Source organism: Paenibacillus sp. FSL k6-2145 (assembly GCF_037976585.1).
Lineage (GTDB): Bacteria > Bacillota > Bacilli > Paenibacillales > Paenibacillaceae > Paenibacillus.
The window spans coordinates 6,891,884-6,913,980 of record NZ_CP150267.1 but is presented as its reverse complement, the minus strand read 5'-3'; the positions used below and the strand labels follow the sequence as shown (position 1 = coordinate 6,913,980).

The 22,097-nt window shown below is 47.6% G+C and carries 18 protein-coding genes; 16 read left to right on the top strand and 2 right to left on the bottom strand.

Annotation, left to right across the window (positions count from 1 at the left end; translation table 11 throughout):
• The first annotated feature begins 114 nt into the window (after window positions 1–114).
• From NZ043_RS30610 to NZ043_RS30580, 7 genes are all read left to right on the top strand, one after another.
• Window positions 115–1,809 (top strand): DNA repair helicase XPB, encoded by a 1,695-nt coding sequence (locus NZ043_RS30610; RefSeq protein ID WP_249912194.1) that lies wholly within the window; start codon window positions 115–117, stop codon window positions 1,807–1,809.
• Window positions 1,810–1,844: 35 nt separating this feature from the next.
• Window positions 1,845–3,563, top strand: coding sequence for a helicase-associated domain-containing protein (locus tag NZ043_RS30605; RefSeq protein WP_339310014.1), 1,719 nt, complete (start codon window positions 1,845–1,847; stop codon window positions 3,561–3,563).
• A 152-nt stretch (window positions 3,564–3,715) separates the two neighbouring features.
• The gene (locus NZ043_RS30600) at window positions 3,716–4,153 is read left to right on the top strand and encodes a YlbF family regulator (protein ID WP_036614642.1); all 438 of its coding nucleotides are present in this window, start codon (window positions 3,716–3,718) and stop codon (window positions 4,151–4,153) included.
• A gap of 30 nt (window positions 4,154–4,183) precedes the next feature.
• Window positions 4,184–4,447 (top strand): YlbG family protein, encoded by a 264-nt coding sequence (locus tag NZ043_RS30595; RefSeq protein ID WP_026080981.1) that lies wholly within the window; start codon window positions 4,184–4,186, stop codon window positions 4,445–4,447.
• A 165-nt stretch (window positions 4,448–4,612) separates the two neighbouring features.
• The gene (locus tag NZ043_RS30590) at window positions 4,613–5,050 is read left to right on the top strand and encodes a hypothetical protein (protein WP_017687436.1); all 438 of its coding nucleotides are present in this window, start codon (window positions 4,613–4,615) and stop codon (window positions 5,048–5,050) included.
• Window positions 5,051–5,182: 132 nt separating this feature from the next.
• On the top strand, window positions 5,183–6,106 hold the full coding sequence (locus NZ043_RS30585) for a selenium metabolism-associated LysR family transcriptional regulator (RefSeq protein WP_339310012.1): 924 nt from the start codon (window positions 5,183–5,185) through the stop codon (window positions 6,104–6,106).
• 67 nt (window positions 6,107–6,173) lie between these two features.
• Window positions 6,174–7,043, top strand: a complete 870-nt coding sequence (locus NZ043_RS30580) for a PHP domain-containing protein (protein WP_339310010.1) — start codon at window positions 6,174–6,176, stop codon at window positions 7,041–7,043.
• Between the two features lie 144 nt (window positions 7,044–7,187).
• On the opposite strand, the gene NZ043_RS30575 is transcribed toward NZ043_RS30580, so the two are convergent.
• A complete protein-coding gene (locus NZ043_RS30575; protein ID WP_091028636.1) occupies window positions 7,188–7,634 on the bottom strand; it encodes a GNAT family N-acetyltransferase in 447 nt (148 codons plus the stop codon).
• A 193-nt stretch (window positions 7,635–7,827) separates the two neighbouring features.
• Complete coding sequence (locus tag NZ043_RS30570; RefSeq protein ID WP_339310008.1) at window positions 7,828–9,600, bottom strand: NFACT RNA binding domain-containing protein; 1,773 nt, start codon at window positions 9,598–9,600, stop codon at window positions 7,828–7,830.
• A 357-nt stretch (window positions 9,601–9,957) separates the two neighbouring features.
• Between NZ043_RS30570 and NZ043_RS30565 the strand changes: the two genes are divergently transcribed.
• The 9 genes from NZ043_RS30565 to priA all read left to right on the top strand — a co-directional run bounded on the left by NZ043_RS30565 (window position 9,958) and on the right by priA (window position 22,051).
• On the top strand, window positions 9,958–12,816 hold the full coding sequence (locus NZ043_RS30565; RefSeq protein WP_339310006.1) for a calcium-translocating P-type ATPase, SERCA-type: 2,859 nt from the start codon (window positions 9,958–9,960) through the stop codon (window positions 12,814–12,816).
• Window positions 12,817–12,998: 182 nt separating this feature from the next.
• Window positions 12,999–13,832 (top strand): diaminopimelate epimerase, encoded by an 834-nt coding sequence (dapF, locus tag NZ043_RS30560; protein ID WP_339310004.1) that lies wholly within the window; start codon window positions 12,999–13,001, stop codon window positions 13,830–13,832.
• 215 nt (window positions 13,833–14,047) lie between these two features.
• Window positions 14,048–15,937: a bifunctional homocysteine S-methyltransferase/methylenetetrahydrofolate reductase gene (locus tag NZ043_RS30555; RefSeq protein ID WP_091028643.1), complete on the top strand. Its 1,890-nt coding sequence runs from the start codon at window positions 14,048–14,050 to the stop codon at window positions 15,935–15,937.
• Window positions 15,938–15,956: 19 nt separating this feature from the next.
• Complete coding sequence (locus NZ043_RS30550) at window positions 15,957–16,856, top strand: YicC/YloC family endoribonuclease (protein ID WP_076211386.1); 900 nt, start codon at window positions 15,957–15,959, stop codon at window positions 16,854–16,856.
• 51 nt (window positions 16,857–16,907) lie between these two features.
• Entirely contained in the window at window positions 16,908–17,168 is a 261-nt protein-coding gene (locus tag NZ043_RS30545; RefSeq protein WP_006209218.1) for a DUF370 domain-containing protein, read from the top strand.
• 13 nt (window positions 17,169–17,181) lie between these two features.
• The gene (gene gmk, locus NZ043_RS30540) at window positions 17,182–17,754 is read left to right on the top strand and encodes a guanylate kinase (protein WP_017687445.1); all 573 of its coding nucleotides are present in this window, start codon (window positions 17,182–17,184) and stop codon (window positions 17,752–17,754) included.
• A gap of 157 nt (window positions 17,755–17,911) precedes the next feature.
• Window positions 17,912–18,124 carry a DNA-directed RNA polymerase subunit omega gene (rpoZ, locus tag NZ043_RS30535; protein WP_091028645.1) on the top strand — a complete coding sequence of 71 codons (213 nt, stop codon included), beginning with the start codon at window positions 17,912–17,914 and terminating at the stop codon, window positions 18,122–18,124.
• Between the two features lie 138 nt (window positions 18,125–18,262).
• Window positions 18,263–19,498 carry a bifunctional phosphopantothenoylcysteine decarboxylase/phosphopantothenate--cysteine ligase CoaBC gene (gene coaBC / locus NZ043_RS30530; RefSeq protein WP_249912200.1) on the top strand — a complete coding sequence of 412 codons (1,236 nt, stop codon included), beginning with the start codon at window positions 18,263–18,265 and terminating at the stop codon, window positions 19,496–19,498.
• 3 nt (window positions 19,499–19,501) lie between these two features.
• A complete protein-coding gene (gene priA / locus NZ043_RS30525; protein WP_133385482.1) occupies window positions 19,502–22,051 on the top strand; it encodes a primosomal protein N' in 2,550 nt (849 codons plus the stop codon).
• The last annotated feature ends 46 nt before the right edge of the window (window positions 22,052–22,097 follow it).

The window sequence follows — 22,097 nt, the reverse complement described above, 5'->3', positions numbered from 1 at the left end:
AAAAAGTCCATCTTCTCGGTACTGAAAACCAGACTTTTTGAACTCGCAATTATACAGGTTCATTTTCGGAAGCTGCCGGAACTGGACTTTTTTGTGATAGGAGGAAGGCTCCAAATGGAAGGAACAGAACATATGGTAAGGACAGATGCTTGTATCGTTCAGCGAGATTTTACAGTTTTGCTGGAAGTTGGCCACCCCGGATTCGAAAGAGCAAGAGAGCAGCTTGGGATGTATTCAGAACTGGTTAAGACACCAGCAGCGTTTCATACTTACCGAATCACTCCGTTATCGCTCTGGAATGCGGCTGCGCTGGGATGGAATGCAGATCAAGTCATCGCAAGTCTGGAGCTGGTATCCCGCTGGAACGTGCCTGCTGCACTGATACAGGATGTTCGGAGAATCATGGATCAGTATGGCAAATTAAAGCTGCATTCCGAAGCAGATCACACCAGAATGCGTCTTTACAGTGAGGATGAGCGGTTGCTGGATGAATTAAGTGGATTGAAAACGATAGCTGCCTTTCGGATGGAACGCAAGGACGCTCATGAACTTCTGCTCCCAGGAGAACAGCGAGGGTTATTAAAAAGGGAATTAACACGATTGGGTTACCCTGTGCTTGATTACGTGGGGTATCGGGAGGGAACCAAACTTTCATTTGATTGGCGGTCTAATGATCCAGGGGACCACTCTGAGCGATTTGCGCTGCGTTCTTACCAGAGAGAGGCTGTGGATGCATTCGAAGGCAGTGAGGGCATGGGAGGAAGCGGTTTGCTCGTACTTCCTTGCGGAGCAGGCAAAACGGTCATTGGCATGGCCGTGCTGGAGCGGCTCCAATGTGAATGCCTTATTTTGACGTCCAATACAACGTCTGTGCGACAGTGGATTCAGGAAATTCAAGACAAAACCACGATTACCAGTGAACAGATTGGTGAGTATTCAGGTCAGAAAAAACAGGTGAAACCTGTGACAGTAGCTACATATCAGATTCTGACACACCGGAAATCAAAGGATGCTGATTTTACTCATATCAAACTGCTCAGTGAGAGGCAATGGGGGCTGATCATATATGATGAAGTACATTTGCTGCCAGCACCAGTGTTTCGTGCAACTGCGGATATTCAAGCTACGCGAAGACTGGGATTAACGGCTACATTGGTTCGAGAGGATGGCTGTGAACAGGATGTTTTCTCGCTGATTGGTCCGAAGCTCTATGATATGCCGTGGAAACAACTGGAGCAGCAAGGGTGGATTGCTGATGTACAATGCCAGGAGATACGTATCCCATTTTCCCCGGAACTAAGATCGAATTATCTGCAAGCCGAGGTTAAGCACCAATTTCGATTGGCTGCCGAGAATCCGGCGAAAGTAAGTGTAGTCAAGCGTTTGCTTGAACGTCATCGGGATTTGCCTGCACTTGTGATTGGACAATATCTGGATCAACTCAAGTTGATTGCCCGGGAAATTGAAGCACCTCTAATCTCGGGGACCATGTCACAGCAAGAGCGAATCAAGTGGTTTGCCGCTTTTCGACGTGGAGAGATTAAAACGATTGTTGTATCCAAGGTTGCCAATTTTGCTGTGGATCTGCCCGATGCTGCTGTTGCGCTTGAGATATCCGGGAGTTTCGGGTCAAGGCAGGAAGAGGCACAGCGTTTGGGGAGAATTCTGAGACCGAAAGCTGGAGAAAATAAAGCATATTTCTATGCGCTGGTATCAGAGGATAGTAAGGAACAGGAGTTTGCATTAAACCGTCAGATGTTCTTGGTGGAGCAGGGATATGAATATGCCATCGTTCATGAGAACGAATAGTCCATTTATACTCGCGAAAAGAGGAGGATTGGGATATGTCTTCATTTGAACCAATAGATGAGCCTGTGGTACTGAACCTTGATTCATGGTCAAAGCTTGCTTTGGTGGAACAAACAGTGCTTGGTGCAATTTTTCACAAACATGCGGGTCAGCCTTTTTCCTCCCTCCTGCCGCGAGAACAGTGGGCCATAGAAGGACTAAGTGTCGCAGAAGCCAAATCTTCATTCGCCAACCTTAGGCAGCAAAGATGGATTGAATCTGTATATAAGAGTTGGGGGGAGCGATTATTCTATATTCCTGCTTCGCTGATAGAGACGTTGACGATTGCTTACGCACAAAGAGTGGGTATAACCGTTGAAAAGATGGCACAGCATGCTCATGTACTTCAGGAAGGAAAGCCGGATCTCGCTGCAGAGTTGATTCATCTGATCGCTTGGATCGGAAGAGAAGGACTTCCTTTGACAGGTAAAGGTACGATACATAAGAGAACGGTTCAAAAATTAAGTGGAATAACAGTACTATCCGCTACAGACTTTGATGGTTTGGGCATCCAATATGAACATTCGGATTTGTATCCGACCCACGTAGCTATCCTTCTCGATCTACTGCTCAGTCTGAATCTCGTTCAGAAGTCAGATGATCGAATTCAGATTGTAGATCATCGATTACAAAAATGGTTGAAGCTCTCGTGGAGACAGATGCATCGGGAAATATATCAAGCGTGTATGGAAAGATACGGAGAAGCTGAACCCGCGTTGCAGCATTTCCGTTATCAATTGGCATTGTTTGCTCCAGAAAAAAACATATGGTGCCATATAGAGAATTCGGAATTGAAACCACGGGTCAGGGGCTGGCTTTGCGCACTAGCTTGCTGGGGTTATGGTGAAGTAGGAGAAGATCAGTCGGGAGAGCTGGCATTTCGCTGGCTGATCGAACCGCAGAGCCTGTTAAATCGGGAACAAGAGATGGTAAGTGAGACGGAGCCGTCTGGATTTTACATGCAGCCTGATTTTGAAATGTTGGTGCCGCCGGAAGCAGGGCCTGATGTGATCTGGATGCTGGAGCAATACGCAGAACGGGTGACACGTGATCGAATGTCGATCTACCGTTTGACAAGAGAACGATTCATTTCGGCCATAGCCAGAGGGTATGGATTACATGAAGTGATGGAGTTTCTGGATCAATATGCTCTGACAGGTATACCGGAGAATGTATGGATTGCGTTAGCAGATTGGGGCAAGGAGACCGATGCTGCACTGTTGACTGTAAATCGGAGTATGAAGGTAATGGAGGCAAGTACAGGCTCCGCAGATGATCCGAAGTTATTAGAAAAAGATGTGTTGAGCGATGTATATTCTTCTTTCTACACACCGGATAATCAAGGTCTGGTTGATGTCCCTGCATTTCTGCATGGGTTGGAGCGTGATCATTCTGTCATTGAGAAGAAGTTCTCTCTGTTGGGATTTGAAGAGATACCGGAGACCTGGTACAGGGAGTGGCGTCGATATCATAGTTCAACCGCACGACAGATTGCTACCAAAGCCATTGAGTGGCAGACCAAGCTGGGGATACAACAGGAAAATCGTACGCAATACCTCATTCCACATCAGGTAGAGGGTCATGAACAATGGACTTTAAGCGGTTGGTGCATGCTGGATTCAAATGAACATACATCAGAGACGGAATGGCGTACATTCACCCCGTCAGAGTGGGATACAATGCGTCTTATCTTGCCAGATGATGTCATAACCTGACTATTTCACGTAAATATCAGGTTGAAAGGCGAATTTTCGAGCTCCCCCTATTTCTAATTGCAGGAAAAACTCTTCTTAACTATTCATGGATATGCTATGATGAGGTAGTCTACGTTAAGTAGAACTTTATATATAGATAGGATGAATATTTCATGAGCGTAGCGGAAATGAACACGGTCGATATGGCCCAAGTGTTAACGGGCGCATATGAACTGGGCGACATGATTAACCAATCTGCCGAAGTATCGGATTATTTATATTGGAAGCAGCAAGTCGAGACTACCCCTGAGATTCAGATGGGGATTCGGAAGCTGAATGCCAAGAAGGAATTGTTTGAAGAAACACAGCGTTTCGGTCATTTTCACCCGGATTATCATGCAGCAAAAGACCAGGTGAAGGCTCTGGAACAGGAGTTGGAAAATTTCGAGGCGGTAATCCGCTTCAAACAGGCAGAGAAGTCCCTGGATGATATGTTATTCCAGATGTCAGAGACCATTGCATTCGCAGTGTCAACAACCATTAAAGTACCGAGCAATGACCCGAATCCGAAGGGCGGCTGCGGTAGTGGCGGCAAGTGTGGTTGCAGTTAAGTAATCATTATAGAAGGGCGGGGAACGATGATGTTTGCGGAAAGGACAGGATTCATTATTTGGGTCAGTGATTTGAAGGCTGCCCGTAATCTCGAAAAATATGGCACCGTGCATTATATCTCCCGCCGTATGCATTATGTAGTCATGTATGTTAATGCAGAACGGGCTGATGATACGATGAAAAATGTGAAGCGACTTTCCTATGTGCGCAAGATCGAACGCTCGTATCGTAATGAGATCAAAACCGAGTATGCCAGCAAAACGATGGACAAAACGAGCTTTTACGGAATATAGACGAGAAACTGGAGGGACCCTTTGGGGTCGCTCTTTTCTTGAATTATGCACAAATTGGCTATTGTGAAAAAAAGTTAAACTTACGCCTTGAGGTTGCGGGACTAATGTTGTAATATATTTGGTAATAAATAGATAGAAAGTCCTATCTGGTGGAGAGTGATTCCCATGCGTGATAAGGTGATGCAACGTTGGAGCACCTACGAGCCGTTTTTCGTGGCTCTTGGAGACAAGAAAGTGGCCGACATCGTCATTACCCATCATGCCAAGATGCGGTATGCAGACCGTATTGAGCCTGCACGTAGTGATGATGACCATATTGCGGCGTGGTTATGGGAGTGTCTGAAGCAGGACCGTATAACACCATACTACCGTAATGAACAGGACGTCTACCTGATTGATGAGGATCTGGTGGTGGTCGCCGAATTTTCCGAACTTGAAGGAGAATATGATATTGCGGGCAACCCGCTGCACAAAATGATTGTGGTTACGTTTCTGGGACGTATGTCGGAGACTATTGAGTTGAGGGACCTGAAATCATATTATTCATGGTTAAGACATTCAAGAAGAATGACGTTGGTCAAAAATAGCCGCAAGCATAAGTAAGCCTGAGTAGATTCAATATGTTGAAATCATAGATTCAAGTATTATCGCATGCAGACAAGCTGCATGCTTTTTTTGTTGCCAAGCGGGAAATCGGCTACAATGTAGAGAGTGTAATCGAAGAGGGGCGAAGATATGAATTTTCACCAATTGCATATTTTTTATACGGTAGCAGAGAAGGGGAGTTTCTCGGCTGCTGCACAAGCATTACATATGACTCAACCGGCAGTAACGATGCAGATTCAATCATTGGAGGATTATTTTGGCACCAAGTTACTGCATCGTTCCACCAAAAAAATAGAATTATCCGAGGCGGGTCGGACTTTATTACCTCATGCGAAACGGAGTGTAGAGCTGGTCAGACAGACGGACGAAGCGATGTCGGCGTTTACCCAGATGTTACAGGGCAGACTCCAGCTGGGAGCCAGTTTAACAATCGGGGAATATGTGCTTCCGCGCATGCTCGGACCATTTGCGCTTCAATATCCCGATATTTCAATCGTCATGAAAGTGATGAATACAACGCAAATTCTGGATGATATATTAAAGCACCAGCTTAATTTTGGTCTGATTGAAGCGCCAGTGCACCACCCGGACATGATTGTAGAGCCTGTCATGCAGGACGAGCTGAAACTGATTGTACCTGCCGGGCATGATTTGGCTAAGCGCAGCAAAGTGAATATTGAGGATGTAATGAATTATCCTTTTGTGCTGCGTGAGAAGGGCTCGGGTACTCGTCAGGTGATGGAAGACCAATTGCAAAAGAAAAAGATTGATCCACAGGATATGAATGTTGTGATGGAACTTGGCAGTACAGGAGCGGTAAAATCGGCCGTAGAGGCAGGGGTAGGCATTACGATGTTATCTCCTTCTTCGGTGCAGCATGAACTGGCTCTGGGACTTGTTCATATTGTGGATATCCGCGGACTCGAATTCAAAAGGCAGTTCTATGCCATCCATCTAAAATCGTCCTTGTTGCCCCTGTCAGCAGTCGCTTTCCTGAATTATCTGCGTCAGCAGGAGCAGCCTGAGTCGGTACATAAGACGGGAAAGGCATAATAGTTGGCAACATCAATGATAGATAAGATTGAATCATAATCAATTTTACACAAAGGAGCTGTTGTTCATGGATCAGCGCCAAGGACGCTGTGATCTTCATACGCATAGTCAGGCTTCCGATGGAATGCAGCCACCTGCTGATAATGTGAAGCTTGCCAAACAAAAAGGGCTATCTGCGGTTGCCCTAACGGACCATGATACAGTAGCTGGTGTAGCGGAAGCTCAGCAAGCGGGAAAAGAGTACGATATTGATGTTGTTGCCGGAGTGGAGATCAGCACTCGGGCTGGTGGGAAAGATATTCATGTGCTCGGGTATTATGTGAATACAGAGGATGAGCAGTTCCTGCAACGGTTGCGCGGATTACGAGAAGCGCGAGATGAGCGGAATCATCTGATTATCGCCAAGCTCCAAGAACTCGGGCTTGATATAAGCTGGCAGGAGGTACTGGATGAGCTGGGACGACCATTAGAGCCGGATGAGAGTATTGGAAGGCCTCATATGGCGGATGTGCTGGTGAAGAAGGGATACGCAGTTGACATGCGGGATGCATTCGATCGGTATCTTGCTGAAGGCAAGCCAGGCTTCGTATCTGTACCCCGCGTTGCACCAGAGGATGCGTGCGAGTGGATCAGAGCCGCTGGTGGAGCCGCTGTGATTGCCCATCCGGGTCTCTATAATGATGATGAATTGGTGCGACGTATCATCGAAGACTCTCGTCCGGATGGCATTGAGGTGTTTCATTCGGACCATGGCCCGGAAGAGGAACGCAGGTATGGTGAGCTGGCCAAGGAATACGACCTCATTGAAACAGGTGGATCTGATTATCATGGCAAACGGCAAGGTGTTGTTTTCCACGGGGATCTTGGTAGCAAGACCGTGACGGTTGATGTGTTGGAAAGGCTGAAGGCAGCTGCTTCACAGCAAAAAGTAGAGTAAGCGAGACGTTGCAACGCTCTATCTGACTATAATAAATTCTGTATTACTGGCTACATTTTAAGATCGAAGGAGAAAAGGACATGCAATCATGATAGGGCTGAACCTTCATGTTTGCATGTCCCTTTTTTTTGTTTTCAAAAGAGTCTACGTAATGGAATAGTTTACCCAAGCGCCACGGTTAGCCCCAAGACGTTCGAATAATTGCTGTGCCCGCTCATTGGTCACTGCTGTGATCCAAGACATATATGCACATCCATGGTCACGCGTATACTGCTGACAGTGTGCAAATAATTTGGCTTCTGCTTCGCCCTCTCTGAATGTTTCCGTAACAAATAGGTCATTCATGATGGCGACACGCTCTGCTTTCATCGTGCTGTAAGTAAAGAACAGGGTGGAAAATCCGATAAGCTTCCCGTCCTCTTCTGCCACGAATTGAGCACCGATCTGCTGATTAAGCAGGTTGTTGATCAAAAGCTGGATGGATTGATCACCAGGCCAAGGGTTGTTGTAGAATCCCACCACATAGTCATGCATTAATGCCATCAGGGGTTTCAGATCATCAGGTTGAGTTTCTCTGATATGTATGGTCATGATACACTTCCTTAACAGTAGTTTTAATTATCACAATTGAATTATTATACATATAAATGAATTAATATTCAATGAGGAAACTAAATAAGCTGAGCTTCACATAACATTGAAACAAGTAGTGAAACCACAAAAATCCCCTGAACCGTTAATGGTCAGGGGATTCTGTCTTTGTTACTGTTACATCTATATAGCCTTATCCATTTTTAATGGTTGATGGCAGACTTTTGATCAATTCATCATTTGGAGTGACAAACAAGGTCTTCTGGTGATCATAGATCACAAAACCAGGCTTCGCACCACTTGGTTTGCGCACATGACGGATAAACGTGTAATCCACAGGCACACTGCTGGACTCCTTGGCTTGGCTGAAATAGGCAGCAAGCTGTGCTGCTTCTTCCAATGTAGCTTCACCAAAGTCCGTACTGCGAATAACGACATGTGAACCTGGAATGTCTTTGGTATGCAGCCAGGTGTCGTTGGAAGAAGCAAGACGGTTGGTCACATACTCATTTTGCAGGTTGTTTTTGCCCACAAGAATATCAATTCCCTCAGAAGAGGTAAACTGGTGTACGGTCGGACGGTCACTTTTCTTCTTCTTTTTACCCTTTTTATTGCGATCACGAAGGTATCCCTGTTGCACAAGCTCATCCCGTATTTCCTCAATATCGTTCATAGATGCGATGGACAATTGCTGCAACAGGTTATCGAGATAGTCAATCTCGTCTTTGGTTTTGCCAAGCTGCTCATGAATGACAGCCAGACTGTTCTTGTATTTGTTATACCGCTTGAAATAACGTTGTGCGTTGTCAGACGGTGTGAGCAGTGGATCAAGCTGAATGGTAATGTTGGCTTGGTCTTCATCGTAGAAGTTCACAAGCTCCACGCTCTTGTCCCCTTTGTGGACCTGATGCAGGGAGGCGAATAGCAACTCACCCCATAGTCTGAACTTGTCTGCATCGTCCGCTTCCAGCAGGTCCTTGTTCAGGTTGTCCAGCTTTTTGATGTTTTTGCTTCGCTCATTCTGCAGAAAACGGAGCAGATCACTTACTCTTTGTTTTACCGTGTCCCGCTCAGCTTTGTCTCCGTAATAATCTTCCATGCACTTGCTCATCGTGTCATAGGTTTTCTCCAAGTCCTGAATGCTCTGAAGATGAACGGCCGAGAAAATCATTTTGCCTTTGGCGTTTGTTCCGGTTACAGGCGTGTAGATATGATCTCTGACAGGTCCCATCACGGCTTCAAAAGCGTTCCAGAGTGCACCAGCCTCAACTCGGCTCTCACCCTCAACCACATCTGGAGTGCTCACGGTGCCTTCAAGAGCAATCCCACGGGCAGCAATCTCTCCCGCAATTAACGGGCTAAGACCGCTAAAGGAATTCACAAGCCAGCGTGATGCCTCTTCTTCAACGGCATGATAGCTGTCCTCGAATGCTGTCCGGCTCACTTCGAGCGGATTACTTTTATGTTGTTCGGGTGGAGCGGTATACGAGAATCCAGGCATGATTACCCGGTAGCTGCTGATGGAAGGAGTCACATGATGAATGCCATCCAGAATCGTTTCTGTAACGGGATCAAGCAAAATAATGTTACTGTGACGCCCCATCAATTCAATGATGATCCGTTTAACCGATACATCCCCTAGTTCGTCACGCTGGCGCACATTGATGTGGATGATACGTTCCATGCCAATCTGACGGATCTCCTCAATGATTGCACCTTCACAGTGCTTGCGGAGCAGCATGCAGAACATGGGTGCTTCCGTAGGGTTAAGGAATGTCTTTTCCGTAAAATGCACACGGGGATAGGTTGGGCTTGCCGAAACAAGCAATTTACTATTACCGCGTTGAGCACGTAGGGTGAGAACTACGTCATGGCCATTCGGCTGATGGATTTTGCTGATGCGTCCACCAATGCAGCCTTGCAGTTCATGAACAATGGCCCGTGTTACAATGCCGTCCAATGCCATTTTTTCCACTTCCTCTCTCTATCGAGCATCTGCATTTATCATGCCAAATGCTTCATCTATATAACTGAAACCGTGCAACCAGGTATGTAAAAAAACAAGGACTGGCTGCAGATTCTTCGTTGCTTGCCTGTTGAACGCTGGAATCGGTACTGCGCAGAACATCGCAGACTTTTATTTTAGCCTATTCTGTCCATCAGGGAAAGGATTCACCTTCCGGGTGCTAATCACAGACCTGTCCGAATACATATAGAGCAGGTAGTTTGTCCGGCATAGTGTACAGCCTGTCGACCAGCACGCCGGTGAAACATGTGAGCTTATTTTGCAGATGAAATACAGACTGGGAGGGAAACTTGAAGCATGGAACATACCAAGTGGCATCAACTTAGTGATGAAGAGCTTCGTAACACTCTTGGCGTCAGCCCGCAGGAAGGATTGACGGATGAAGCTGTAGCAGAGAAGAGGAAAGTGGTCGGTTCGAATGAGCTGAGCGAGGGGAAACGCATATCTCCGATTACATTGCTCTTGAATCAGTTCAAAGATTTTATGGTGCTGGTGTTGATGGGAGCAACGTTGGTATCCGGATTACTGGGTGAGTATCTGGATGCGGTAACGATTGTGGCTATTATCGTACTGAATGCGATTCTGGGGTTTGTACAGGAATTCCGGGCTGAACGATCTCTTCGTGCATTGAAACAGTTGTCTGCACCTCTTGCCAAAGTGCTTCGTTCAGGCCAGGAAGTACACCTTGCCGCCAAACAACTTGTCCCCGGGGATATTATTATGGTGGAGAGTGGGGATCGTATACCCGCTGATGTGCGCTGGCTGCAAACAAACAGTCTGGATGTTGAGGAGTCAGCACTTACCGGGGAATCGGTTCCTGTAAGCAAACATTGCCTTCCGATTGCCGATGATGATGTTCCGCTGGGTGATCAGAAGAATATTGGTTTTATGGGTACCATGGTCACTCGTGGTACAGCCAAAGGCGTGGTTATCCGTACGGGGATGGAGACGGAGATGGGCAAAATCGCCGACTTGATCCAGAATACGGAGGAGCAGGAAACACCGTTACAGCACAGGCTGGAACAACTGGGCAAAATTCTGATTTTTGTCGCATTGGGATTAACCATTATGGTTGTCGTCGCCGGGATATTACACGGTCAACCAGCCGTTGGCATGTTTCTGGCAGGGGTTAGCCTCGCGGTGGCTGCCATACCGGAGGGTCTGCCGGCTATTGTAACCATTGCACTCGCACTTGGCGTGCAGCGAATGATCAAACGTAAAGCCATTGTACGCAAACTGCCTTCCGTCGAAACTCTGGGCTGTGCATCCGTAATATGTTCGGATAAGACTGGCACGCTCACCCAGAACAAGATGACGGTAACGGATGTGTGGCTGGAGGGACGTAACATCAAGGTTACCGGGGATGGTTATGCACCTGAAGGGCAGATGCTGGAGAACGGTCGTACGGTGGAACTGAAGAGTGACCAGTCGCTACGTAGAATGCTTCAGATCAGTGCGCTTTGCAACAATGCCAGTATTGTCGAGAGTGTTGCAAGCGAGGCCGGGAGCAAGAAAAAGGGCAAGGATACCAAAAAGGACGGCAAGAAAAACACAAAAAAAGGTGATCTCCAAGAAGAAACCGTTCAACGAGATAATGTATTCTGGGAGCTGAAAGGTGATCCGACGGAAGGGGCACTGGTCACACTGGCCTCCAAAATGGGGCTTACTCCTGCCGGACTCAAAGAGTTGTATGCCCGCCAGCAGGAATTCCCGTTTGATTCGGAGCGGAAACGCATGTCGGTCCTGGTTCATCATCAGGGGGGCCGAATGATCTACACCAAAGGTGCACCGGATGTGTTAATCGGACACTGTAGTTATATTTTGTGGGAAGGTAAGGTCGTGCCTTTCACTGGAACACTGCGACAGAAAGTGATGGCAGCTAACGAGAGCATGGCTGGAGCAGCACTGCGTGTCCTCGGAATGGCCTACCGTGAAGTGCGGCCGGAAGAAAAAGTGGCTGACGAACACGCCGCCGAAAGTCAACTTGTCTTCGTAGGACTTGCAGGTATGATAGATCCGCCGCGTCGTGAAGTGCGAGATGCAATTGCCACATGCCGCAAAGCGGGCATTCGTACCGTCATGATCACAGGTGATCATGGAACAACGGCAGAAGCCATTGCTCATCAGCTGGGGATTCTTCCCCGCGGAGGCGCGTCGTTAAGTGGTCAACAACTGGCAGGCATGACAGACGAGCAACTGGATAAACAGGTAGAGGGCATCTACGTGTTCTCAAGGGTATCTCCAGAACACAAGCTTCGCATCGTAAAATCGTTACAGCGCAAAGGGCATGTCGTCGCCATGACAGGAGATGGAGTCAATGATGCTCCAGCCATTAAAGCGGCAGACATCGGGATTGCGATGGGCATTACGGGTACAGATGTCACGAAGGAAGCTTCGGCGCTGATTCTGAGTGATGATAACTTCTCAACCATTGTGGCTGCCATTGAAGAAGGCCGTAATATTTATGAGAACATTCGCAAATTTATCCGTTATTTGCTGGCATCAAACGTGGGTGAGATTTTGACGATGTTCTTTGCAATGATGATGGGCCTGCCACTGCCGCTTGTACCTATTCAGATTCTGTGGGTTAACCTGGTGACGGATGGATTACCTGCAATGGCGCTCGGGGTAGATCAGCCTGAGAAAGATTTGATGGAACACAAACCCCGTGGTGCCAAGGAAAATATTTTTGCCCGCAGACTGGGTTGGAAAATCGTCAGCCGGGGTGTGTTAATTGGATTATGTACACTCGGAGCATTCTGGCTTACCCTTCAGGCTGCACCGGATAATCCGGGTCAACTCATCAAGGCACAGTCTGTAGCTTTTGCTACACTCGTTTTGGCGCAGCTTATTCATGTCTTTGATTGCCGTAGTTCGCGGTCCATCTTCCACCGGAATCCTTTACAGAACAAATATCTGGTTCTTGCGGTTATTTCATCGGTTGTACTGATGCTGGTTGTGATGTACGTTGAACCGTTGCAGCCGATCTTCAAAACCGTACCGCTTGGTTTGCGTGAATGGGCGATCTGCATCGTTGCAGCGGGCATTCCAACGTTCCTTATGGGCGCAGGCAGCGTCTGGGGTGGTCGTCGTAACCGCCGCCGTATGGGTGGTTCTGGCCGCTTCGTACCGAAAAGTACAAAGTTTTCGGCATAAAATCAATACCTTTTCCTGACCTATTTCGTTATGCTATCCTCAAAATGATTCGAAGCGAGAGCTTTGGCATTTTGCAGGATAGCTTTTTTGTGTAAATGTTGAATATTAATTTCTATGGTAATCCTGTAGAAGAGCAAGAATATAGCTTTGGCAGCAGACTGCCAAAAGGAGTGGGCAAGATTATGGAATTTACGAAAATGCATGGACTTGGTAACGATTTTATCGTTGTATTTGGTGAAAAGGAGCTTCCGGCAGATGCAGCAGAACTGGCTGTGAAATGGTGCAACCGTTTCTTTGGCATCGGTGCGGACGGCCTGGTTTATATACTGCCTTCAGAGAAGGCGGACTTTCAGATGCGTATCATGAATTCGGACGGTTCGGAAGCAGAACAGTGCGGTAATGCCATTCGCTGTGTATCCAAATATGTACACGATCATGGTCACGTGAATCAGGAGCAGATCACCATTGAAACGATTGGTGCAGGGGTACAACCTGTGAGTCTCAATATTCGTGATGGTAAAGTGGAAACGGTTCGTGTCGATATGGGGGAGCCGATTCTGAACGGTCTTCAAGTGCCTACAACGGTGGATGCCAATCCAGTGGTTGATCACTACATTGAAGCGAATGGACATGCGTTCAAATTCACTGCCGTATCCATGGGTAACCCGCATGCGGTTATCTATGTAGATGATGCTGTTAATTTTGACCTCACGACTTGGGGCCCACTTCTTGAAGTACATCCCATGTTCCCGAAAAAAATCAATGTGGAATTTGCTACAGTTCGTGACCGTGGATATGTGGACATGCGTGTATGGGAACGCGGAGCTGGTCCAACACTTGCTTGTGGAACCGGAGCTTGTGCGACACTGGTATCCTCTGTCCTGAATGGTCATACAGATCGTACAGCAATCATTAGCCTCAAGGGTGGAGATCTCCACATTGAGTGGAATGAAGCTGACAATCATGTATACATGACTGGGCCTGCTGAAGTTGTTTTTAAGGGAATCACTTCATAATCAAGTGAACGGTGTAACAGAAGAGGCCTGTGGGCCTCTTTTTTTGTTAAAAAGAACAGGTCGTGTCTCCTGTACAGAGACATATTGGGGGCTGTTTGGCAAGAAAGTCCATATGAGCTGGATACTCATCAAAAACCTGTGTTTTTCTTCGTTTTTTAGCGTTTTTTGTGTTACATTAGTATGTAAATGATCACAGCTAGGCGGGGGGAAATGGGATGAAGGCGGATTTGCGCAAAGTTATGCAGGAACGGGTTCTTGTTGGAGATGGGGCCATGGGAACATATCTGTACCAAATGGGGTTCCCAGTGGGGATTTCATATGAAGAATTGAACTTGATTTCACCTGAAGTAGTGGCGGATGTACATCGCCGTTATCGGGATGCAGGTACAGAAATATTTGAAACAAATACGTATTCTGCCAATTACGACAAGTTGTCCAAGTTCGGTCTGGAGTCCAAGGTGGAGGACGTGAATCGTGCCGGCGTACGTATTGCCAAAGAGGTAGCTGGGGATACCGGTTATGTGCTTGGTGCAGTTGGTTCCATTCGAGGTGGCAAGCGGACGAACGTGTCAACGAGTGAACTGAAACGCTTTTATCAACAACAGATCTCTGCACTGCTTGATGAAGGCGTAGATGGCATTTTACTTGAGACCTTCTATGATATCGAGGAAATGGATATTGCTCTTTTGCAAGCGCGCAAGCTAAGTGATCTGCCCGTGATTGGACAGTTCGCTGTAGAGGATGTAGGACATACACTGGACGGATATACGATGCCTGAAGCCTTCCGGATTATGCGGGAGCAGGGCGCGGACGTCATTGGTTTTAACTGTCGCTCAGGTCCAAACGGGATTATGCGTGCCATGGAAACCGTCTCCGGACGTATTGGTATTCCAATGTCTGTTTATCCAAATGCGGGTGCTGCAGATTATGTAGATGGTCAGTTCCGTTATGGTGCAACTCCGGAGTACTTTGGTCAGACGGCAGTGCAATTTGCCGAACTGGGCGCTCGTATTATCGGCGGTTGCTGTGGTACGACACCTGATCATATTACCGCTATGAAAGAGGCGCTTGCTGACTATATACCTTCGCCTATTTTGGAGCCTGATCCGTCAGAATCCAAACCGCGTATTGTGTTGCATGAACATGTGGATGAGCGTTCCGGGCGTGGAGGACAGCCTACGATCGTTGATCTGGTCAAGCAGCGTCACACGGTCATTGTTGAACTCGACCCGCCGCGTGACTTGGACATTGCCAAGTTCATGAAAGGTGCCGAGACATTAAAAGCAGCAGGAGCCGATGCCCTGACACTGGCCGATAATTCACTCGCGGTTACACGGATGAGCAACATGGCACTGGGTCACCTTGTTCAGGATCGCACGGGCCTTCGTCCACTTGTGCACATTGCCTGCCGTGACCGGAACCTGATTGGAACACAGTCCCACATGATGGGGTTTGATGCTCTGGGCATCAATCATGTACTGGCTGTAACAGGAGATCCTGCAAGATTTGGTGATCTGCCGGGTTCAAGCTCGGTATACGATCTGACTTCTTTTGAAATCATACGCATGATCAAACAGTTGAACGATGGAGTGGCTTTCTCTGGTAAACCGCTGAAGCAAAAAGCGGGTTTTGTCATCGGAGCAGCATTTAATCCTAATGTGAAATATTTGGAAAAAGCTGTACAGCGTCTGGAGAAGAAAATTGCCTCTGGTGCAGATTACATTATGACACAACCGATCTATGATCCTGAGTTGATTGTGGCGATGCACGAGGCGACCAAACATCTGGATGTGCCCATTTTTGTAGGTGTAATGCCGCTGGCGAGTGGACGGAATGCAGAGTATCTGCACAACGAGGTTCCCGGAATTCAGCTTTCGGATGAAGTGCGTTCCCGTATGGCAGGTCTGGAAGGTGAAGAAGGCCGTGCGATGGGGGTAAAAATTGCCAAAGAATTGCTGGACGTAGCAACAGCGCATTTCAAAGGCATCTATCTTATGACACCGTTTATGTTCTACGGCATGACGGCCGAACTGACTCAATACGTATGGGAGAAGTCGGAGCATCAATGTCCTACTTGTTTCAACCCTAATAATCAATTACAATAGTAAAACGGATGTGATGCCGATGTCATTCAGTATGACCGGATACGGTCAATCCGCCTTTCATTTTGGCGGCTATAAGGTACAATTAGAGATCAAATCTGTTAATCATCGTTATTGCGAAGTGATGATGCGTCTGCCAAGAGAGTGGACGTATTATGAAGACGGTTTGAGGAAAATCGTACAGAGTCGTTTGAAACGTGGGCGGATTGATGTTTATGTAATGAAAGAAAAAGAGGAAGACCAGGCTCTTCCCGCTGTTCTGAATGAACAGACGGTCAGGGCCTATCTGCAGGCTGCAGAGCAACTGGAGACCCAATATGGAATGCAGGGCAAACCAAGTATTGTGGATATGCTTGGTCTGCCGGACGTCATGGTTCATTCGGATGGGACAAGTTCCATTCCCGAAGAGCAGAAGGACGAATGGGAGCGAGTTCTGCAGGAAGGATTGAAAGAGGCTCTGTCCAGCCTTGAACAGATGCGCGCTCGCGAGGGTCTTCATCTGGCCAGTGACCTGGAACGGCGGATTACCCGTCTGGAGTCACTGCATACCGAGATGCTTGATCTTGCACCGACTGTGGTAAGTGATTATCGCAACAAGCTAAGACAAAGGCTTACGGAAATGCAGGAAGAAGGCTCTTTCCCTTTTGATGAGCATAAATTGGGTATGGAAATTGCAATGTTTGCCGATCGTTCTAACATAGAAGAGGAGCTTACGCGTCTACAGAGTCACTTTGGACAGAGCAGGGAACTGCTGAAGAGTGATGAGCCGGTAGGTCGTAAGTTGGACTTTCTAATTCAAGAGATGAATCGGGAAGTCAATACGATTGGATCAAAAGCCAACCATTTGGCTCTGGTGAATCGTGTTGTCGAGATGAAGGCGGAACTGGAGAAGATTCGCGAGCAAGCTGCGAATATCGAATGATCGGCCTAATTTCGACAAAAGAGTCGCATGTATAGGGGGAAGAACCTGATTATGGCAATCAAACTCATTAACATTGGATTCGGTAACATCGTATCGGCGAACCGGATTATATCCATCGTGAGTCCGGAATCGGCGCCGATCAAGAGAATTATACAAGAGGCAAGAGATCGTCACATGCTGATTGATGCAACGTACGGAAGACGTACTCGTGCCGTAATTATTACGGATAGCGATCATGTCATTTTGTCTGCAGTTCAGCCTGAGACGGTCGCCCATCGTCTTTCTTCGAAAGATGATGATAACGACGAATAAAATGGAGTGTAATATGTCTAAGGGATTACTGGTAGTGTTGTCCGGCCCATCTGGGGTCGGGAAGGGTACTGTATGCAGCGCTTTGCGCAAACGGGTGCCGGAATTGATCTATTCCGTATCGGCAACAACCCGTCAGCCTCGTCTTGGTGAAGAACATGGTGTGAACTATTTCTTCAGAAGTCATGAAGAGTTCCAGAACATGATTGCTGAAGATCAATTGTTGGAACATGCGGAGTATGTTGGTAATTATTACGGAACACCGCGTGATTTTGTAGAGAAAACGATTAACGAAGGCCGCGACATCATTCTGGAGATTGAGGTTCAAGGCGCGTTAAAAGTGAAAGAGAAATTCCCGGAAGGGATCTTTGTTTTCCTGCTTCCTCCTTCATTGGACGAGCTGAAAGATCGCATTCAGGGCCGTGGTACCGAAAGCCAAGCGACCATTGATCACCGGATGTCCGTGGCGGTTGATGAGATCAGTCTGCTGGAGCAGTATGATTACGCTGTTGTTAATGATGAAATTGATTTGGCGTGCAAGAGAATAGAAAGCATCATAATCGCCGAACATTGTAAGATCAATAAATAATCCCTTTTGCCGCTGCAGAATGCGATATAAGTGGGGCAGTTGTCATATCATATACTGAAGCACTCCTTCTCGGAATGCCCGGGTGTGAAGACATGCCACATCAGTTCTGTCAGGCGGCAACTTGCGATTATACTAATGCGAAGAGGTGTTTGTTAATATGCTGTATCCTTCTATTGATGAAATGATGAACAAAGTCGACAGCAAGTATTCCCTTGTTGTTGCTGCTTCCCGCCGGGCTAGACAGCTACGTGAAGGTGAAAAATCGGATTTAAGAGGTGCGAGATCCCATAAACAAGTGGGCGTTGCACTGGAAGAAATCTATGGAGACCTGCTCGTTGTCATCAAAGGACAGGACGAAGAAGAAGAGTAAGCCGCCTGCGGCTGCTCTTCAACTGCATACGGCGCAAGCCGGATTAATTGACAACCGCGAGGTTGTTATTTTTTTACGAATAAGCATATTTTAACGGAATCTTACTTAGACGTCGTATAAATATCGGGGGAAATAAACATGTTGAACGGTAAAAAAATCGTGCTTGGTGTGACTGGCGGCATAGCCGCTTACAAAGCGGCAACATTATGCAGCAGACTGGTACAAAAGGGAGCGGATGTTCATGTAATTATGACAGCTTCCGCTACACAGTTTATTACCGAATTGACGCTGCAAACGTTGACCCGAAACACCGTATATACCGATACATTTGATGAGCGTGAACCAGCAGTCGTATCTCATATTCATCTGGCCGATCTGGCGGATCTTGTTCTGGTTGCTCCGGCAACAGCCAATGTAATTGCCAAGATGGCGCATGGCATGGCAGATGATATGCTCTCAACAACTCTTCTTGCCACGACAGCCCCTGTTATGATTGCTCCGGCGATGAATGTACATATGTATGATCATCCAGCTGTAAAGCATAATATGAACCTGCTTGTTGAACGGGGTGCCATGATGATTGAACCGGGTGAAGGTTTGCTTGCGTGTGGATATGTGGGCAAGGGACGTCTGGAAGAACCGGAGAGCATTGTGGATGTGGTGGAACGTTTCTTTGAACAACGCGAGTCTGCAGACATTAGCCGGCAGGGACAAGCTCCATTGTTACAAGGCAAGAAGGTTGTTGTTACGGCTGGCGGTACGATTGAGCGCATTGACCCAGTACGATACATTACGAACGATTCATCTGGCAAAATGGGATTTGCCATAGCCGCAGCTGCGCGTGATCTGGGGGCAGATGTGAAATTGGTTATGGGCAATACCCAAGCCAAGCCACCGGAGAACGTTGAGTTGATCCTTGTACAGTCTGCGCAGGATATGTATGAAGCCGTAACACGCGAGTGGGACGATGCTGATATCGTGGTTAAGGCGGCGGCAGTTGCCGATTACCGTCCAAAGGAAGTTTATACCGAGAAGATCAAGAAGAAAGGCGACACATTGTCGCTCGAACTTGTTAAAAATATAGATATTCTTGAAACGCTGGGCAAAGAGAAGACCCATCAGTTTTTGATTGGTTTTGCTGCAGAGACTCAGTCGGTTGAGATGTATGCACGTGAGAAATTGGAACGGAAAAACTGTGATCTGATCGTAGCCAATGATGTAACCCGCACGGGTGCAGGATTTGGAACAGACACCAACGCGGTACATATCTATGACCGGGAAGGTTTGGTGGAGGAGCTTCCAGTGATAGCCAAGGACGATGTGGCTCATCGGTTGCTCCGGATTGCGGCGGAGCGCATTGCCGGGAGGAATTAGGATATGGAGATTGCCAAGGTCATAGTCGATGTTCCCGTGAAGGAAACAGACCGGCCGTTTGATTACCTGGTACCTGAATCGATGAGGGAATGGATCGAGATTGGCAGCCGGGTGGGTGTACCTTTTGGTCATCGGACGGTGCAGGGATTCGTGATTGATCTTGTGCCGCGTACCGGAGAGGAATCATTCAAGCTTAAGCAGATTCAGGAGTTGCTGGACATTGTTCCACCGTTGTCAAAGGATTTGGTTGAGTTGGCCGAATGGATGAGTGGACGTTATGCCAGTAACCGGATTTTGTCATTGCAGGTCATGGTGCCGACGGCATTGAAAGGTAAAGCAGAGCGATACATCTCGCTGGGAGATGCACTTGATGGACAGATGGCGGGTGCACAACCGGATGATGAGGTGTTATTTGTTTGGGGAGAAGAGTCTACGACTGAGAAAGTACAGCAGGATATCATCCGTTTTGTCAAGAGTCGGGGTCAGGTACCGCTGCAACAACTGAGTCGAAAATATCCCAATCATGCTGCACTAATTAAGAAATTATTGCTTGGTGGCGTGCTGCTGGAAAGTCAGGCCATCAAGGACAAGTTAAATAAAAAAACGATGAAGTCCGTTGATCTGGCTGTAGATATTGCTGCTGCTGAGGAAGCACTTGCTTCATTCCCGGCGAAAGCACAGCGACAGAAGGAGATTCTGGCTTTTTTGCTGGAAATGAAAGAACTGCTGCCCATGCCGATGAAAGAAGTGTTATCTACACTACAGGTATCGGCTGCAACGATTAAGGGGCTTGAGGATAAGGGACTGATCGTCACCGAGGACGTTGAGGTCTTTCGTGACCCTTATCAGGGCAGGAAGTTCAAAGCGACTGAACCGCTGGTTCTGACTGATGAGCAAAAACTTGTCTACGACAATATCAATGGCCGATTGCAGGAACAACGCCACGGGGTATTTTTGTTACATGGTGTTACGGGAAGTGGCAAGACGGAAGTCTATCTTCAAACCATTCAACAATGCATCGAGCAGGATCGGCAGGCTATCGTTCTGGTTCCCGAGATTGCACTCACACCACAGATGGTAGAACGTTTTAAAGGGCGATTTGGGGACCAAGTTGCTGTTATGCACAGTCGTCTGTCTGGCGGTGAACGTTATGATGAATGGCGCAAGATTCGTGAAGGTCAGGTGAAGGTTGCGATTGGGGCGCGTTCAGCCGTATTTGCTCCATTCAGTCGGCTTGGGTTGATCATTATGGATGAAGAACACGAGACTTCCTACAAACAGGAAGAAACTCCGAAATATCATGCCCGTGATGTGGCGGTAAAAAGAGCACAGCAGCATCAGGCCGTGGTTGTTCTGGGTTCAGCGACACCTTCGCTGGAAAGTTATTATGCGGCACGCTCGCAAAGTAATGATGATTTTGCACCACTTTTACTGGAGATGCCAACACGGGCACTGGGTAACAAGTTGCCTGAAGTGCGAATCGTTGACATGCGTGAAGAGTTGAAGGATGGCAACCGCTCCATGTTCAGCAGGGCTTTGCACAAAGGGTTGGAGGAGCGCTTGGAACGTGGTGAACAGACGGTGCTTCTGCTGAATCGCCGTGGATATTCGACCTTTGTTATGTGCCGAAGTTGTGGATATGTGGCAGGTTGTCCCGAATGTGATATTTCATTAACGTACCATCAGCGCTCGAATAATCTTCGTTGTCATTACTGCGGGTATGCGGAAGCGGCTCCGGAAGTGTGTCCGGACTGTGGAAGTGAGCATATTCGATACTTTGGTACAGGTACACAGCGAGTCGAGGAAGAGCTTGCCAAGCTCTTTCCGGGTATTCGGGTCATTCGGATGGATGTGGATACAACAACGGAAAAAGGGGCTCACGAGAAGCTGCTGAAACAGTTTCGTGAGAAAAAGGCGGATGTATTGCTGGGCACCCAGATGGTTGCGAAGGGACTTGATTTCCCGGATGTAACCCTGGTTGGCGTGATAACAGCCGATTCAGCGTTGAATTTACCTGATTTCCGGGCTGCGGAAAAAACGTTTCAGTTACTAACACAGGTAGCGGGCCGAGCTGGTCGGCACCAATTGCCTGGTGAAGTGTTTGTTCAGTCCTATACGCCGGAGCACTACTCCATTGGTCATGCGAGTCAGCATGACTACGTGTCGTTTGTACGTGAGGAATTGCTGCACCGTCGCAATTTGCAATATCCGCCATACTGTCGCCTGATTCTGGTGACCTTTTCGCATGAGCAGCTTCCGGTATTGATTCGTCTTGCCGAGAACTATACGCGAATACTGAAAGAGAAGGCTAATGCGGCCGGATGGCTCGGCAGTCTGGATCGTTTCAGCAATGATGCCTTTGATGTACTAGGGCCGGTAGCATCCCCAATTCCACGGATCAAGAATAGATACAGATTCCAATGTATGATAAAATGGCGGGGGGATGTAGACGCCATAGGACTCGCTCTGGCTACGGCCCGGCGCATGGACGATGATGTTCAGGCGCAGAAATTGCTTATTAGTCTGGATGTAGACCCGCAAATGTTAATGTAAGCATTTTGCAGCAATGCGGATGTAAACAAGCGGTATAAACATAGAT

What these genes read in the sequence shown, in the direction of transcription:
- NZ043_RS30610 (WP_249912194.1), top strand. Translation starts at nt 115, where the DNA reads ATGGAAGGAACAGAACATATGGTAAGGACAGATGCTTGTATCGTTCAG.
- NZ043_RS30605 (WP_339310014.1), top strand. Translation starts at nt 1,845, where the DNA reads ATGTCTTCATTTGAACCAATAGATGAGCCTGTGGTACTGAACCTTGAT.
- NZ043_RS30600 (WP_036614642.1), top strand. Translation starts at nt 3,716, where the DNA reads ATGAGCGTAGCGGAAATGAACACGGTCGATATGGCCCAAGTGTTAACG.
- NZ043_RS30595 (WP_026080981.1), top strand. Translation starts at nt 4,184, where the DNA reads ATGTTTGCGGAAAGGACAGGATTCATTATTTGGGTCAGTGATTTGAAG.
- NZ043_RS30590 (WP_017687436.1), top strand. Translation starts at nt 4,613, where the DNA reads ATGCGTGATAAGGTGATGCAACGTTGGAGCACCTACGAGCCGTTTTTC.
- NZ043_RS30585 (WP_339310012.1), top strand. Translation starts at nt 5,183, where the DNA reads ATGAATTTTCACCAATTGCATATTTTTTATACGGTAGCAGAGAAGGGG.
- NZ043_RS30580 (WP_339310010.1), top strand. Translation starts at nt 6,174, where the DNA reads ATGGATCAGCGCCAAGGACGCTGTGATCTTCATACGCATAGTCAGGCT.
- NZ043_RS30575 (WP_091028636.1), bottom strand. Translation starts at nt 7,634, where the DNA reads ATGACCATACATATCAGAGAAACTCAACCTGATGATCTGAAACCCCTG.
- NZ043_RS30570 (WP_339310008.1), bottom strand. Translation starts at nt 9,600, where the DNA reads ATGGCATTGGACGGCATTGTAACACGGGCCATTGTTCATGAACTGCAA.
- NZ043_RS30565 (WP_339310006.1), top strand. Translation starts at nt 9,958, where the DNA reads ATGGAACATACCAAGTGGCATCAACTTAGTGATGAAGAGCTTCGTAAC.
- dapF (WP_339310004.1), top strand. Translation starts at nt 12,999, where the DNA reads ATGGAATTTACGAAAATGCATGGACTTGGTAACGATTTTATCGTTGTA.
- NZ043_RS30555 (WP_091028643.1), top strand. Translation starts at nt 14,048, where the DNA reads ATGAAGGCGGATTTGCGCAAAGTTATGCAGGAACGGGTTCTTGTTGGA.
- NZ043_RS30550 (WP_076211386.1), top strand. Translation starts at nt 15,957, where the DNA reads ATGTCATTCAGTATGACCGGATACGGTCAATCCGCCTTTCATTTTGGC.
- NZ043_RS30545 (WP_006209218.1), top strand. Translation starts at nt 16,908, where the DNA reads ATGGCAATCAAACTCATTAACATTGGATTCGGTAACATCGTATCGGCG.
- gmk (WP_017687445.1), top strand. Translation starts at nt 17,182, where the DNA reads ATGTCTAAGGGATTACTGGTAGTGTTGTCCGGCCCATCTGGGGTCGGG.
- rpoZ (WP_091028645.1), top strand. Translation starts at nt 17,912, where the DNA reads ATGCTGTATCCTTCTATTGATGAAATGATGAACAAAGTCGACAGCAAG.
- coaBC (WP_249912200.1), top strand. Translation starts at nt 18,263, where the DNA reads ATGTTGAACGGTAAAAAAATCGTGCTTGGTGTGACTGGCGGCATAGCC.
- priA (WP_133385482.1), top strand. Translation starts at nt 19,502, where the DNA reads ATGGAGATTGCCAAGGTCATAGTCGATGTTCCCGTGAAGGAAACAGAC.